This window comes from Curvibacter delicatus NBRC 14919 (assembly GCF_001592265.1).
Lineage (GTDB): Bacteria > Pseudomonadota > Gammaproteobacteria > Burkholderiales > Burkholderiaceae_C > Hylemonella > Hylemonella delicata.
The window spans coordinates 1-14671 of the sequence record NZ_BCWP01000054.1; the positions used below are offsets into that span (position 1 = coordinate 1).

The 14671-nt window shown below is 64.3% G+C and carries 11 protein-coding genes; 4 read left to right on the top strand and 7 right to left on the bottom strand.

Annotation, left to right across the window (positions count from 1 at the left end):
* Nucleotides 1-331 precede the first annotated feature (331 nt).
* The 3 genes from CDE01S_RS16850 to CDE01S_RS16860 all read left to right on the top strand — a co-directional run bounded on the left by CDE01S_RS16850 (nucleotide 332) and on the right by CDE01S_RS16860 (nucleotide 3029).
* Nucleotides 332-1285, top strand: a complete 954-nt coding sequence (locus CDE01S_RS16850) for a CysB family HTH-type transcriptional regulator (protein ID WP_066710354.1) — start codon at nucleotides 332-334, stop codon at nucleotides 1283-1285.
* A 128-nt stretch (nucleotides 1286-1413) separates the two neighbouring features.
* Complete coding sequence (locus tag CDE01S_RS16855; RefSeq protein ID WP_066710357.1) at nucleotides 1414-2571, top strand: pyridoxal phosphate-dependent aminotransferase; 1158 nt, start codon at nucleotides 1414-1416, stop codon at nucleotides 2569-2571.
* Complete coding sequence (locus CDE01S_RS16860; RefSeq protein ID WP_066710361.1) at nucleotides 2568-3029, top strand: methyltransferase family protein; 462 nt, start codon at nucleotides 2568-2570, stop codon at nucleotides 3027-3029. The genes CDE01S_RS16855 and CDE01S_RS16860 overlap by 4 nt, the downstream gene beginning before the upstream one ends.
* Before the next feature lie 7 nt (nucleotides 3030-3036).
* Here the strand turns inward: CDE01S_RS16860 and CDE01S_RS16865 are convergent, their stop codons facing one another.
* Nucleotides 3037-3978, bottom strand: coding sequence for a DMT family transporter (locus CDE01S_RS16865; protein WP_066710365.1), 942 nt, complete (start codon nucleotides 3976-3978; stop codon nucleotides 3037-3039).
* Nucleotides 3979-4233: 255 nt separating this feature from the next.
* A complete protein-coding gene (gene hrpA, locus CDE01S_RS16870) occupies nucleotides 4234-8136 on the bottom strand; it encodes an ATP-dependent RNA helicase HrpA (RefSeq protein WP_084382959.1) in 3903 nt (1300 codons plus the stop codon).
* A 76-nt stretch (nucleotides 8137-8212) separates the two neighbouring features.
* Between hrpA and argA the strand changes: the two genes are divergently transcribed.
* Nucleotides 8213-9559 (top strand): amino-acid N-acetyltransferase, encoded by a 1347-nt coding sequence (argA, locus tag CDE01S_RS16875; RefSeq protein WP_066710369.1) that lies wholly within the window; start codon nucleotides 8213-8215, stop codon nucleotides 9557-9559.
* Nucleotide 9560: 1 nt separating this feature from the next.
* Here the strand turns inward: argA and bla are convergent, their stop codons facing one another.
* The 5 genes from bla to CDE01S_RS16900 form a co-directional block, all read right to left on the bottom strand.
* Complete coding sequence (gene bla, locus CDE01S_RS16880) at nucleotides 9561-10454, bottom strand: class A beta-lactamase (RefSeq protein WP_066710372.1); 894 nt, start codon at nucleotides 10452-10454, stop codon at nucleotides 9561-9563.
* A 90-nt stretch (nucleotides 10455-10544) separates the two neighbouring features.
* A complete protein-coding gene (locus CDE01S_RS16885; RefSeq protein WP_066710375.1) occupies nucleotides 10545-11036 on the bottom strand; it encodes a GNAT family N-acetyltransferase in 492 nt (163 codons plus the stop codon).
* 11 nt (nucleotides 11037-11047) lie between these two features.
* Complete coding sequence (locus CDE01S_RS16890; RefSeq protein ID WP_439648681.1) at nucleotides 11048-11998, bottom strand: dihydrodipicolinate synthase family protein; 951 nt, start codon at nucleotides 11996-11998, stop codon at nucleotides 11048-11050.
* A gap of 95 nt (nucleotides 11999-12093) precedes the next feature.
* Nucleotides 12094-13830, bottom strand: a complete 1737-nt coding sequence (locus CDE01S_RS16895; protein WP_066710381.1) for a methyl-accepting chemotaxis protein — start codon at nucleotides 13828-13830, stop codon at nucleotides 12094-12096.
* A gap of 224 nt (nucleotides 13831-14054) precedes the next feature.
* Nucleotides 14055-14671: methyl-accepting chemotaxis protein (locus CDE01S_RS16900; protein WP_245636206.1), on the bottom strand; the 617-nt coding region annotated here is incomplete at its 5' end.

The following is a 14671-nucleotide window of genomic DNA, read 5'->3' on the forward strand; positions in this document are numbered from 1 at the left end:
TATCCGATGCCTTATCCATTCGTAATGCTCTGTTGGTCGCGTTGACGCCTACGTCAATCAACATAACGTAATTTAGATCGCAAAAGTGCGAAATAACATGGCCGGATGTTCATGGTGTACGCCTCCGCTGTTGCAACTAAGTGCCTGATTTATCAAGACATTCTGTCAGATTGCAGCCTAGTAAGGGCTATTAACAAACTGTGGAAATCCGGCAAAGGCCTCCACCGCTCTATCTTCGCCATCGTTCTGCAATGAGCCTGAATGCGCTCATTCCGCCACCTTTGTTAGACACCCAAGGCATAATAAACACCAGTTTTAGCTGGAATTCACCATGAACCTGCACCAATTCCGCTTTGTTCAGGAGGCGGCGCGCCATAACCTGAACCTGACCGAGGCGGCCAAGGCGCTGCACACCTCGCAGCCGGGCGTGTCCAAGGCCATCATCGAGCTGGAAGAAGAACTCGGCATCGACATCTTCGCCCGCCACGGCAAGCGCCTCAAGCGCATCACCGAGCCGGGACAGCACGTGCTGAAAAGCATCGAGCTCATCATGCGCGAGATCGGCAACCTCAAGCGCATCGGCGAGCAATACAGCGCGCAGGACAGCGGCACGCTCTCCATTGCCACCACCCACACCCAGGCGCGCTACGTGTTGCCTGAGCCGGTGGCCAAGCTGCGCGCGGCCTACCCCAAGGTCAACCTCAGCCTGCACCAGGGCACACCCGACCAGGTGGCGCGCATGCTGATCGACGAAGTGGCCGAGATCGGCATTGCAACCGAATCACTCTCCAACTACGACGAGCTCGTCACCCTGCCCTGTTATGAGTGGCAGCACATGCTGGTGCTGCCCGCCAGCCACCCACTGGCGACCAAGGAGCGCCTGACGCTGGAAGACATCGCGGCCGAGCCGCTGGTGACCTACCACCCCACCTTCACCGGCCGCACCCGTATCGACCATGCCTTCGCCCAGCGCAAGCTGGAGCCGCGCATTGCGCTGGAAGCCATTGATTCGGACGTGATCACCACCTATGTCAAGCTCGGCATGGGCATCGGCATCGTGGCCGAGATGGCGGTGCGCGGCATGCCGGCACAGGCGGCAGACAGCGAGTTGGTGATCCGCCCGCTGGGCCACCTGTTCGGCCAGAACGTGACACGCGTGGCCTTCAAGCGCGGCGCCTACCTGCGCAACTTCGTCTTTGAATTTGCCGAACTGCTGAGTGACCGCCTGAGCCGCGACCTGGTGGCGCGCGCCATGACCGGCCATGTGGCGGACTATGAGTTGTAACCCCCCTGAGGCGCGATGCGCCTTCCCCCCGCTCATCCTTCGGTGGCGGGGGGACGCACCCAGTGGCCCGGCGAAGCCGGTTCCACGGGTGCCCTGGTAATGCATTGTTAGGTCTACCTATCCCCCTTATGAATACGAGAACACCAGTACTCAAGAGCCGCCTGCCCAACGTCGGCACCACCATCTTCACCGTCATGTCCGCGTTGGCGGCCGAAAAAGGCGCCGTCAACCTCGGCCAGGGCTTCCCCGACTTCGACTGCGACCCGCGCCTGGTGGACGCCGTAACCGAGGCCATGAAAAAGGGCCTGAACCAGTACCCGCCCATGACCGGCGTGCCGGTGTTGCGCGAGGCGGTGGCGGCCAAGGTCAGTGCGCTCTACGGCCACGCCTACGACACCACCAGTGAGATCACCATCACCGCCGGCGCCACCCAGGCCATCCTCACCGCCATCCTGGCCATCGTGCACCCGGGTGACGAGGTGATCGTGCTGGAGCCCTGCTACGACAGTTACGTGCCCAACATCGAACTGGCCGGTGGTGTGGTGGTGCGTGTGCCGCTCACCCCGGGCACCTTCCGCCCCGACTTCGACAAAATTGCTGCCGCCATCACGCCGAAAACGCGCGCCATCCTCATCAACTCACCGCACAACCCGAGCGGCATGGTGTGGACGAAAGCGGAAATGCAACAGCTGCAGGACCTGCTGGACCCGACCGACATCCTGCTGATCTCCGACGAGGTCTACGAGCACATGGTGTTCGACGGCCGGCCGCACGAGAGCGCGGCGCGTTTTCCCGGCCTGGCGGCGCGCGCCTTCATCGTCTCCAGCTTCGGCAAGACCTACCACGTGACGGGCTGGAAGGTGGGCTACGTGGCCGCCCCTGCACCGCTGACGGCCGAGTTCCGCAAGGTGCACCAGTTCAATGTCTTCACCGTCAACACGCCGGTGCAGTACGGCCTGGCCAGCTACATGGCCGACCCCAAACCCTATCTGGAGCTGCCGGCTTTCTACCAGCGCAAGCGTGACCTGTTCCGCGAAGGCCTCAAGCGCACCAAGTTCTGCATGCTGCCGGGCGAAGGCACCTACTTCCAGTGTGTCGACATCTCGGCCGTGAGCGACCTGGGCGAGGCCGAATTCTGCAAATGGCTCACCAGCGAGATCGGCGTGGCCGCCATTCCGCTGTCGGCTTTCTACGGCAACGGCTTCGACCAGCGTGTGGTGCGCTTCTGCTTCGCCAAGAAGGACGAAACGCTGCACACGGCGCTGGACCGCCTGGCCAAACTGTGAAACGCGATCCACGGCAACTGCCCAGCGTACTGCTGGTGGCACTGCAGTTCGGGCTGTTTGGAGTGCTGGCCTGGCTGGCGCTGCCGGCCGTATTGGCTTGGGCGATCCCGGCCGAAGCCTGGCTCACGGGGCTGCTCGGTCTGGCCTTGGCGACCTGGGCCATCAGCGTCAACCGGCCGGGCAACTTCAACATCCGCCCTATTCCCAGAGAAGGTGGCGCGCTGATCACCGATGGCCCCTACCGCTGGATCCGCCACCCGATGTACACAGCCTTTCTGCTCGGCGCCTGGGCGCTGGCCCGCACGGCCGTGCGCGACGAAGCTTGGCTGGCCTGGTACGTGCTGACGCTGGTGCTGTGGCTCAAGTCGCAGTACGAGGAACGCTGGATGCTGGGACAACACCCGGGCTACGTGGATTACCGGCAACAGACCAAGCGTTTCATTCCCTGTCTTTACTGATCGGCCGTCATGCGTTGCGGCGCGATTCGCGCCGGGCAATCCACAGCGTGGAGGCGGAGATGACGAGGCCACCGATCAAGGTTGATTGGCTGGGCTGCTCCGAGAACACCAGCCAGCCCATGATCGAGGCCCAGACCAGGTCAAGGAATTTCAGCGACAGGGTGGCCGAAATATCGACCACGCCATAAGAGCGCGTCAGGCAGTAGTGCGCGCCACTGCCCAGCAGGCCGCACACCATGTAGCCGGCCCATTGCGCCGCCGTCGGCGCCTGCCAGTGCAGCAGCGCCAGCGGCAGGCTGAGCAAGGTCACCGCAATCGATTGCCACAGCACGATGACACCCGCCTTCTCGTGGCGCGTGAGCGCCTTGGTGATGAGGAAGGACGCTGCGAACACGGGTGCCGAGGCCAGCATGACCAAGCTGTAGATGCCCCCACTGGCCGACAGGCCGGGCCCGACCACAACCAGCACGCCACCAAAACCCACCAGCGCCGCCAGCCAGCGCTCCCAGTGCATCGGCTCACGCAGAAAGAGCCAGGCGCCGAGCATGATGAAGATCGGCGTGGTGAAACCGATCGCCGTCATGTCGGCCAGCGAGATGTGCGGCAGCGCCACAAACCACAGGCCCAGCGCGGCGGTGTGCACCAGGCCGCGCACGAACTGGCCGCCGATGTGCCGCGGCCGGTAGGCTGCCAGCCCGGAGCGCCAGACCAGCGGCAACATGACCAGCAAACCGCAGAAGTAGCGCAGGAACTGAGACTGCATGGGGTCGATCTGCGTCGTCAGGTAGCGCGACAGGGTGTTGAGCAGCACAAAGCAGATGCCGGCCACCAGCGTCCAGAGCAGGCCCTGGACGGCCGGGTCCAGCCGGCCGGCGCGGTGCCGCGTCAGCGCCAGGCGGCGTTCCCACGGACTGCGCTGTGATTTTCTGGAAGGTACTCTGAGACTCATCGGCCCAGTTTAGTAGGCACGCATACCAATCAGGGTCACGTCTGGGACTGGGCTCATCAACTAGTCAACTGCTGCCGGACTGCTGTCCGGCATCGGCCTGTGGCCGACCCACACCTTGTGGCTCCGGCTCACATGGCCTGTGGCCATATGAGCCTTCACGGCAAAGCTTGCGATCAACCTGACGGTTGATCGGCTTTGTGGCTCCGGTTCACATGCCCTGCGGGCAGATGTGACCCTACGCCGCAAAGCCAGCCATCAGCTATTCAGCTGCTGCCAGGCTTTGTCCAGCCGCTTGACGCTGACCGGCTGCGGCGTGCGCAGTTCCTGGGCGAAGAAGCTCACACGCAACTCCTCCAGCAACCAGCGGAATTCCTGCAGGCGCTCGTCCATCACGCCCTTGCGTTCGGCCACCAGGCGCCAGTAGCGCTGCTCCTGCGGCCGCAGCTCGGTCAGGCGCGTCGCGTCGCGGGCCGGGTCGGCGCGGTACTTGTCCAGCCGCAGTGTGATGGCCTTCAGGTAACGGGCGAAGTGCTGCAGCTGCGGCCAAGGCGTGAGCGCGATGAAGCGTTTGGGCATCAGGCGCTGCAGCTGCTGCGTGCAATCGGCTACTGCCTCAGGCGCGTTCTTGCTGTCCTTGATCTTGCGTGCGGCCACCGCGTACTCGGTCAGGATCACCCCTGCCAGGCGCGCCACCTCGTTGGCGATCAGCGTCAGGCGGCCGCGGCCTTCGTCGAGCCGGCGTTTAAAGTCGAACTCGTCGGCCGGCAGCGGGTCGAGCAGGAAGGCGCGGTCCAGCGCCACGTCGATGACCTGCCCGCGCAACTCTTCCATCGTCCCCAGCGGCATGTAGGCCACGGCCATCTTCTGCAGGTCGGGGATGTTCTTTTCCAGGTACTTGAGCGCGTCCTTGATCTGCAGCGCAAACAGGCGGCGCAGGCCGGCGCGGTGTTTGGCGGCGGCCACCTCGGGCTCGTCGAACACCTCGATGCTGACCGCATCCCCCTGGTCGATCAGCGCCGGGAAGCCGATCAGCGTCTGGCCGCCCTTGCGGATCTCCATCAGCTCGGGCAGTTCGCCGAAAGTCCAGGCGGTGTAGCGCTGCTCGGCCGGCGTGGCAGGTTTGGTTGCCGCTGTTTTTGCTCCTTTTTCAGGAGCGCGTTGCGCATGATTGACGGGGGCTGAAGCCCGATTTAGCACTGAACTCGGGGTGGCCGGACTGGCCAGCTTCAGGCCCGCCAGGGCCTGGAAGGCGCCGCGTGCCTGGGCGCCGAGCTCGGCCTTCAAGGCGCCGAGGTTGCGCCCGTGCCCCAGCTGGCGACCATGTTCGTCCACCACACGGAAATTCATGAACAGGTGCGGCGCCAGCATGTCGAGCTTGAAGTCGGCACGTTTCACATCCAGGCTGGTGATGTCGCGCACCTGCTTCAGCAGGGCGTCGGTCAGGCCGCCATGGCCAAAGGACTCCGGCGCGCCCAGGGTGTCGGCCAGCCGGGCCGCCGATTCCGGCAGCGGCACGAAGCGGCTACGCGGCCGTTGCGGCAGGCTTTTCAGCAGGGCCTGGATCTTGTCCTTCAGCATGCCGGGCACCAGCCACTCGCAGCGGTCTTCATTGACCTGGTTCAGCACGAACAGCGGCACGGTCACCGTTAGCCCATCCTTGGGGTCGCCCGGTTCGTGCAGGTAGGTCGCCGCGCAATCGACGCCACCCAGGCGGATGGTCTTGGGGAAGGCGCTGGTGGTGATGCCGGCCGCCTCGTGGCGCATCAGCTCCTCGCGCGTGAGCTGCAGGAGCTGCGGGTTCTTTTTGCTTTCCTCGCGGTACCAGCGTTCGCACTCGTAGCCGCTGCAGACCGTGGCCGGCAGCTGCTGGTCGTAAAAGGCGTAGATCAGCTCATCGTCCACCAGCACGTCCTGCCGGCGCGACTTGTGCTCCAGCTCCTCCACCTGCCGCACCAGCTTCTGGTTGGCAGCCAGGAACGGCAGCTTGGTGTCCCACTCGCCGCCGACCAAGCCTTCGCGGATGAAGATTTCGCGCGCGGCCTGAGGGTCCACTCGGCCGAAGTTGGTGCGCCGGCCGCTGTAGACCACGATGCCGTAGAGCGTGGCGCGCTCCAGCGCCACCACCTCGGCCGCCTTCTTTTCCCAGTGCGGGTCGAGCAACTGTTTCTTGAGCAGATGGCCGCCCACCTGCTCGATCCAGCCGGGCTCGATGGCGGCAATGCCGCGGCCGAACAGGCGCGTGGTTTCCACCAGTTCGGCCACCACGATCCAGCGCCCGGGCTTCTTGCTCAGGTGGGCACCGGGATGGCGGTGGAACTTGATGCCGCGCGCGCCGAGGTATTCACCCGAAGCGGCCTCTTCCTCCAGCTTGCAGCCGACGTTGCCCAGCAGGCCCGACAACATGGAGAGGTGGATCTGCTCGTAGCTCGCCGGTGTGGTGTTGAGCCGCCATTTGTGTTCGGCCACCACGGTGTGCAACTGGCTGTGGATATCGCGCCACTCGCGCACGCGGCGCATGTTGACGAAGTTCTGCCGCAGCAGTTGCTCGTACTGGCGGTTGCTCAGCTTGTGCGTGCCGGCCGCACCGGCCGGGTGGGCGTGCTTGTCGCCGCGGGCATCGTGGATCCACTTCCACAGCTTGAGGTAACCGGTGAACTCGCTCTTCTCGTCGTCGAACTTGGCGTGCGCCTGGTCGGCCTGGGCCTGCGCGTCCATGGGGCGGTCGCGCACGTCCTGCACCGACAGGGCCGAGGCGATCACCAGCACCTCGTCCAGTGCCTGGCGGCTTCTGGCCTCCAGGATCATGCGGCCGACGCGCGGGTCCAGCGGCAGGCGGGCCAGTTCCTGGCCCAGCGGCGTCAGCTCGTTGCTCTCGTCCACGGCACCGAGTTCGGCCAGCAGCTGGTAGCCGTCGGCAATGGCGCGGCCGGACGGCGCTTCGATGAAAGGAAAGTCCTCCACCACACCAAGGTGCAGCGACTTCATGCGCAAGATGACACCGGCCAGCGAGGAACGCAGGATCTCCGGGTCGGTGAAACGGGCGCGGCCGGCGAAGTCCTTTTCGTCGTAAAGGCGGATGCAGATGCCGTTGGCCACCCGGCCGCAGCGGCCGGCGCGCTGGTTGGCGGCGGCCTGGCTGATCGGTTCGACCAGCAACTGCTCCACCTTGCTACGGAAACTGTAGCGCTTCACGCGCGCCGTACCGGCGTCAATGACGTATCGGATGCCCGGCACGGTGAGCGAGGTTTCGGCCACGTTGGTGGCCAGCACGATGCGCCGGCCGTTGTGGCTGTCAAAAATCCGGTCCTGCTCGGCCTGGCTCAGGCGCGCGAACAGCGGCAGCACCTCGGCGTTGCGCGTCACGGCGTGGTGGCTCAGGTGGCGGCGCAGATGGTCGGCCGCCTCGCGGATTTCACGCTCGCCGGGCAGGAAGACCAAGATGTCTCCTGAAGCATTGCCTTGCCACAGCTCATCGACCGCACTGGCAATGGCGTCGTTCAGGTCGAACTCGCGGCTCTCTTCAAACGGCCGCCAGCGCTGCTCCACCGGGAAAGTGCGCCCCGAGACCATGATCACCGGTGCCGGCCCCTTGCTCGAAGCAAAGTGCTGGGCAAAGCGGTCGGCATCGATGGTGGCCGAGGTGACGACGATCTTCAGGTCCGGCCGGCGCGGCAGGATCTGGCGCAGGTAACCGAGCAGGAAGTCGATGTTCAGGCTGCGCTCGTGCGCCTCGTCGATGATGATGGTGTCGTAGGCCTGCAGCAACGGGTCGGTCTGCGTTTCGGCCAGCAGGATGCCGTCGGTCATCAGCTTGACCGAGGCGTCACGGCTCAAGCGGTCCTGGAAACGCACCTTGTAGCCCACCACCTCGCCCAGCGGCGTCTGCAGTTCCTCGGCAATGCGCTTGGCCACCGACGAGGCGGCAATCCGGCGCGGCTGGGTGTGGCCGATCAGGCGGCCGCGCTGCCCAGCGGGGTAGTTCAGCTTGCCGCGACCCATGGCCAGGGCGATCTTGGGCAACTGGGTGGTTTTGCCCGAACCGGTTTCGCCGCAGACGATGATGACCTGGTGCTTTTCCAGCGCGGCCGTGATCTCGTCGCGTTTAGCCGACACCGGCAGCGATTCGGGGAACTCAATTTTCAGGGGAACGGGACTCAAGGCGCTAACTTCATGGAGAATTGCCAATTATCCCAGTCTCACCCGGCTGGTTCGCCCTTTTCTCTTTCAAGCGCGCATGTCCACCGTTTTCAATTTCACCTTTGTGCCCTGGTTCCGCTCGGTGGCGCCCTACATCCACATGCACCGCGGCAAGACCTTTGTCGTTGGCATTGCGGGTGAGGCCATCGCCGCCGGCAAGCTGCACCACCTGGCGCAGGACCTGGCGCTGATCCAGAGCATGGGCGTGAAGATCGTGCTGGTACACGGTTTCCGGCCGCAGGTGAACGAGCAGCTCAAGGCCAAGGGCCACGCGCCCAAGTACTCGCACGGCATGCGCATCACCGACGAGATCGCGCTGGACTGCGCGCAGGAAGCCGCCGGCCAGCTGCGCTACGAAATCGAGGCTGCCTTCAGCCAGGGCCTGCCCAACACCCCCATGGCCGGTGCCACAGTGCGTGTGATCTCGGGCAACTTCATCACGGCGCGCCCGGTGGGCATTGTGGATGGCGTGGACTTCCAGCACTCGGGCCTGGTGCGAAAAGTGGACGTGGCTGGCATCAGCCGCACGCTGGACATGGGCGCCCTGGTGCTGCTCTCGCCCTTCGGCTTCTCGCCCACCGGCGAGGCCTTCAACCTGACCATGGAAGAAGTCGCCACCAGCGTGGCCACGGCGCTGCAGGCCGACAAGCTGATCTTCGTCTCCGAAATCCCGGGCATCCGCATCCGCGCCACCGAAGCCGAGAGTGAAGACAACCCGATCGACACCGAGTTGCCGCTGGCCGCCGCCGAGAAGCTACTGACCGCGCTGCCCAATGCCACCCTGCCCACCGACACGGCCTTCTACCTGCAGCACTGTGTCAAGGCCTGCAAGGCCGGCGTGGAGCGCAGCCACATCATCCCCTTTGCGGTGGACGGCTCGCTGCTGCTGGAAGTCTATGTGCACGACGGCATCGGCACCATGGTGGTGGACGAAAAGCTGGAGGAACTGCGCGAGGCGACGCCGGACGACGTCGGCGGCATCCTGCAGCTGATCGAACCGTTCGAGCGGGATGGCACCCTGGTCAAGCGCAGCCGCACCGAGATCGAGCGCGACATCGGCAACTACACCATCATCGAGCACGACGGCGTGATCTTCGCCTGCGCCGCGCTCTACCCCTACCCCGAGGCCAGGACGGCCGAGATGGCCGCGCTGACCGTCTCACCCGACGTGCAAGGCCAGGGCGATGGCGAAAAGGTTCTGAAACGGGTCGAGCAGCGCGCCCGCGCCATGGGACTGGAGAGCATCTTCGTGCTGACCACCCGCACCATGCACTGGTTCCTCAAGCGTGGTTTCCAGAACGTGGACCCCGACTGGCTGCCCGAGGCGCGCAAGCGCAAGTACAACTGGGACCGCAAATCGCAGGTGCTGGTGAAGAAGCTCTGAGTCAGCGCACCAGCCAACGGCTGGCCAGCCGGGCCACCTCGGCGTGTACGCCGTCGCGCTGCGCTGGCGTGATGGCCTGGGCGCCGGTCAGGTAGCTAGCCACCAGCAGCGGTGCCCGGCGTTCGGCGGGCCAGGCGATGGCCACATCGTTGCGGGTGCCCCTGTCGCCCGAGCCGGTCTTGTCCCCCACCACCCAGCCGCTCGGGAAACCCGCGCGCAAGGCGTGGTCCCCCGTCAGGTTGCCGCGAATCCAGGTCTGCAACTGCCTGCGGGAAACAGGGCCGAGCACGCTGCCCAGCAGAACCTTGTCCATCGTCTCCAGCATGGCCCCGGGCGTCGTGGTGTCGCGCGGGTCGTCCGGCAAAGCCGAGTTGAGGTCGGTTTCCCAACGGTCCAGCCGCGTCTGCGTATCGCCGAGTCCGCGCAGCCAGGCCGTGAGCGCTTGGGGGCCGCCGTGACGTGCCAGCAACAGATTGGCGGCCGTGTTGTCGCTGATCACCAGCGTCGCCTCGCAGAGTTGCGCCACTGTCATGCCCTCACCATCCCCCGTACGCGGCGCTGTGCGCGGTGAATGCGCCACCAGCGCCGAGGCCGGATAGACCACGCGCCGCTCCAGGCCTTCGGCGCCCTGCTCCACCAGATGCAGCACATAGGCGGCGAGCAGAAGCTTGAAGGTGCTGCACAGGGGGAACAATTCGTCCGCGCGGTGCAGCAGTTGGGCACCACTGCCCGTATCGCGGATGGCCACGCCCAGGCGCCCGCCGCTGCGAGCCTCCAGCGCCTGCAAGGCAAGCGCCCATTCGTTGGTACTCGGCTCCGGTGGCTTCATGCGCGTTGCGGCGCTGGCCGTCAGTCCCCAAGCCCCGAACGCCAGCAAGCAGTTTCGTCGATGCATCGTTTTCCCGTGTCCGTGTTTTGTGATTTCAACCCAGCGCAGCCAGGTGGCGGATCTGTCGTGCTGTGAGACACACAACGCCCACCACGCTCAGCCCTTCACACGCTCGAAACGCTGCTCCAGCACTTCGCTGCCCCATTGCTGCCCGGGCTGCTGTTGCACCAGGCCAAAACCATGTTTCTCGTACAGATGGCGCGCCGCCTGCAGGCCGTCGAAGGTCCAGAGGTAGGTCTTGCGGTAGCCATGCGCATCGCAGAAGGCCATGGCCTCGGCCAGCAAGCGGCTGCCGGCGCCCGTGCCGCGCAGGCGCTCCGACGTGATGAACCAGCGCAGGTGGGCACCCTCTGTATCGGCATGCACACCGTCGATCACGATGGAACCTTCCACCTGACCGTCGAGCAACGCCAGCCACAGGCCATCGCGCGTATCGTCGTAGCGCTCGCAGAAAGCCGCCAGCTCGCGCGCCACTTTGCTCTCGAAGTACACGCCAAAGCCGGTGTGCACGGCGGAGAAACGCGCATGCAACTCGGTGATGCGGCCAATGCAGCCCGGCAGATAACCACGGTGCACGGTGAGCTTCATGGCCCGACGCCTCAGCCCAGCTCAGCCAAACGCTTGGCCTGCCGCCGCGTCAGGCGTTCGATATCGGCCACATCCTGCGCTGACAATTTCGGCCCCGGCTTGCGCACCGCCTCGGAGGCAATGACACCACGCTGCCACAGGATGTGCTTGCGCACGGCCAGCCCGATGCCGGCCTGTTGTTCATAACGCGCCAGCGGCAGGTAGGCATCGAACAGGTCGTGGGCACGCTCCATGTCACCGGCCGCATGCGCAGCGCAGACGTCCACCATCATCTCCGGGTAGGCAAAGCCGGTCATGGCGCCGTCGGCACCACGTGTCAGCTCTTCCGGCAGGAACAGGCCGCCGCCGTTGCCGGTGAGGATGGAAATGCGCTGGAGTTCTCCGCGGTCGCTCGCGGCACGGATGGCCGAGAGCTTGGCCAGGCCCGGGCAGTCCTCGTGCTTGAGCATGACGCAGGTGGGTGAATTCTTCAGAATCTTCAGGATGACGCCGGTGGACATCTGCACGCCGGTCGAGACCGGGTGGTCCTGCAGCACCCAAGGTACGTCAGGCCCCAGGGTCTCGTTCACCATGTCGAAATAGGCAACGATCTGGTCGTCGGTACGCACGGTGGCGGGCGGCGCCACCATCACACCGGCCGCGCCCAGTTCCATTACGCTTTGCGTCAGTTCGCGCATGGGTGCGAAGCCGGGGGCCGAGGCCCCCACCACCACCGGCACGCGGCCTGCCACGCGGGCCAGCACCTGTTTGACGAAAGTGCGCGACTCTTCCATGGTGAGCTTGGTGGCCTCGCCCATGATGCCGAGCACGGTGAGGCCGGTCACGCCCTTTTCCAGGCAGAAGTCCACCATGCGGTCGGTGCTGGCCAGGTCCAGCGCGCCGCTGTCGGTGAAAGGTGTCACGGCAATCAGGTACACACCCTTGGCCGAGCGATCGAGTTGTTTGCTCACTTGTGTCTCCAGTTTTCACAGGTCGGGTCAAGCATACCGCCAAGCGCGACTGAGCATGAAAAACGGCACCCGCAGGTGCCGTTGATCAAGTGCCGTTGTCCGTGCGCTCAGAAGGTTTCCCAGTCATCCCCGTCGGCCGCCTTGGCTGCGGGCTTCGGGGTCGGCGCCGAAGCCGGCGCGCTCAGCTTGGCCGCAGATTTGACAGGCTTCTTGGCAGGCACTGCAGGCGCGGGTCGAGGCACGACAGGCGTTGCGTTCTCGGCCGTTGCAGGCGCGTAGGACACTGCAGAGTCCTTGGCGCTGAGCTTGAATACCGCCACGGTCTGCACCAGCTCCTGCGCCTGGCCGCGCAGGCTGGCAGCGGCAGCCGCCATCTCCTCGACCAGAGCCGCGTTCTGCTGCGTGGCTTGGTCCATGCTGGTCACCGCTTCACTGACCTGGCCTACTCCGGCGCTCTGCTCCGAACTCGCCGCGCTGATCTCGCCCATGATGTCGGTCACGCGGCGGATCGATGCCACCACCTCGCTCATGGTGCTACCCGCCTGGTCCACCAGGGCACTGCCCTGCTCGACGCGCGTCACGCTGTCGGTGATCAGGGTCTTGATTTCCTTCGCCGCTTCCGCACTGCGGCCGGCCAGCGAACGCACTTCCGAAGCCACCACGGCAAAACCGCGGCCCTGCTCGCCGGCCCGCGCGGCTTCCACCGCGGCGTTAAGGGCCAGGATGTTGGTCTGGAAGGCGATGCCGTCGATCACGCTGATGATGTCGTTGATCTTGCGGCTTGCCTCGTTGATGCCCTTCATGGTGTCCACCACCTGGGCCACCACCTCACCACCTTGCACCGCCACGGTGCTGGCGCTTTGCGCCAGCTGGTTGGCCTGGCGGGCGTTGTCCGCGTTCTGCTTGACGGTCGAGCTCAACTCCTCCATCGAAGCAGCGGTCTCCTCCAGCGCACTGGCCTGCGACTCCGTGCGGGAAGACAGATCCTGATTGCCTTGGGCAATCTCAGCACTGGCAGTCGACACTGACTCTGAGCCGCTGCGCACGTTGCTCACAACGCTGATCAAATTGTTTTGCATATGCTGCAAAGAAGTCAGTAATTGACCCACCTCGTCCGTTCCGTGCGCTGGAATTACCGCCGTCAAGTCACCAGAGGCCACTCGCTGCGCAACATCCGAAGCCTGGGCCAAGGGCCTGGTGATGGAACTTGCCAACAACCAAGCACACAAAGCCCCAAAAGCCACGCTGAGCAACCCCAGCACAACGAGCAGTTGACGGCTGCTTTGGCGACGAGCACTGATATCTTGTGCCAGCGTATCGACCTGATCACGCTGATTCTTCAACAGGGCCTCCATGGCGGCAGCGTACTTGTTGGCATCAGGTATGAACTGCTTCTCAAGCAGCGTGTTGGCTTCCTCGACCCTGCCTTCTTTCTTCAATGCAACGATGGCGTCTCGGTTCTTGAGATACAGCAAGCGTAGCTCACCAATCTCTTGGTACAGCTTCTTTTCACTCTCCAGAAACATCAACCCCTCAACCGCTTTTTGGAGTTCTCCCGAACTTTTGGAGGAAGCTTTGGCATCTTCTGCAAAAAAATCAGCCAATGTCGGATCACCACTACGGGATACAGCGATCGTGCGCGTGATGCCTGTGCGCAGGTTGCGGTACCAATCACTAACCAGTCGCTCTGTCTTGATCGGGTTCTGAACCATCTCTTCGGTGGCATTTGCCACCGCATTCAACTGACTAATACTCACACCGATCACAACAATGGATAGGAGCAAGACCAAGGCAAAGCCAAGTCCGAGCCGCTTGGCGACCGACAATCTCGATAGTTGATTCATGAAATACCCCGTGAAAAACTGACGCAACAAGCAAATGGCTGCTCAGGTAGCCAGCAGCTGCACAACAGACAGCTGATATTAACGACATAGCCCAGCCAACAAACGCGTCTTTGACGGCATTCTGTCTGAATCGACATTTTTTCTGATTGGGATTGAATCAGAAACCCCACAAAACGAAAACGGCACCCGCAGGTGCCGTTGATCAAGTGCTGTTGTGCGTGCGCTCAGAAGGTTTCCCAGTCATCGGCGTTGTCCGCAGCATTGGCCTTGGGAGCCGGCTTCGGTGCCGGGGCACTGAGCTTGGCAGCAGGCGCCTTGGCGGTTGCAACGGGCTTGCTGGCTGCAGCCACCTGTTTCGGGGCGGCGCCATAAGAAGCCGGCGCAACCGGGGCACTGCGGTAGGCCGTCTGGCTGTCTTGCGCACTGAGCTTGAACACCGCCACCGTCTGCACCAGATCCTGCGCCTGTGCACGCAGACTGGAAGCGGCCGCCGCCATCTCTTCCACCAATGCAGCGTTCTGCTGTGTGGCCTGGTCCATCTGGGTGATGGCTTCACCCACCTGGGCCACACCGGCGCTCTGCTCCGAGCTGGCGGCGCTGATCTCGCCCATGATGTCGGTCACGCGACGGATACTGCTGACCACCTCGCTCATGGTGGTACCTGCCTGATCGACCAGGGCTGTACCTTGCTCGACGCGCGTCACGCTGTCGGTGATCAGGGTCTTGATTTCCTTCGCCGCTTCGGCACTGCGGCCGGCCAGACTGCGCACCTCGCTGGCCACCACGGCAAAACCGCGGCCCTGTTCGCCGGCACGCGCGGCTTCCACCGCAGCGTTAAGCG

Coding starts and splice junctions, on each gene's coding strand:
- CDE01S_RS16895 (WP_066710381.1), bottom strand. CDS start 13,830: ATGAATCAACTATCGAGATTGTCGGTCGCCAAGCGGCTCGGACTTGGC.
- CDE01S_RS16855 (WP_066710357.1), top strand. CDS start 1,414: ATGAATACGAGAACACCAGTACTCAAGAGCCGCCTGCCCAACGTCGGC.
- CDE01S_RS16865 (WP_066710365.1), bottom strand. CDS start 3,978: ATGAGTCTCAGAGTACCTTCCAGAAAATCACAGCGCAGTCCGTGGGAA.
- argA (WP_066710369.1), top strand. CDS start 8,213: ATGTCCACCGTTTTCAATTTCACCTTTGTGCCCTGGTTCCGCTCGGTG.
- bla (WP_066710372.1), bottom strand. CDS start 10,454: ATGCATCGACGAAACTGCTTGCTGGCGTTCGGGGCTTGGGGACTGACG.
- CDE01S_RS16885 (WP_066710375.1), bottom strand. CDS start 11,036: ATGAAGCTCACCGTGCACCGTGGTTATCTGCCGGGCTGCATTGGCCGC.
- CDE01S_RS16850 (WP_066710354.1), top strand. CDS start 332: ATGAACCTGCACCAATTCCGCTTTGTTCAGGAGGCGGCGCGCCATAAC.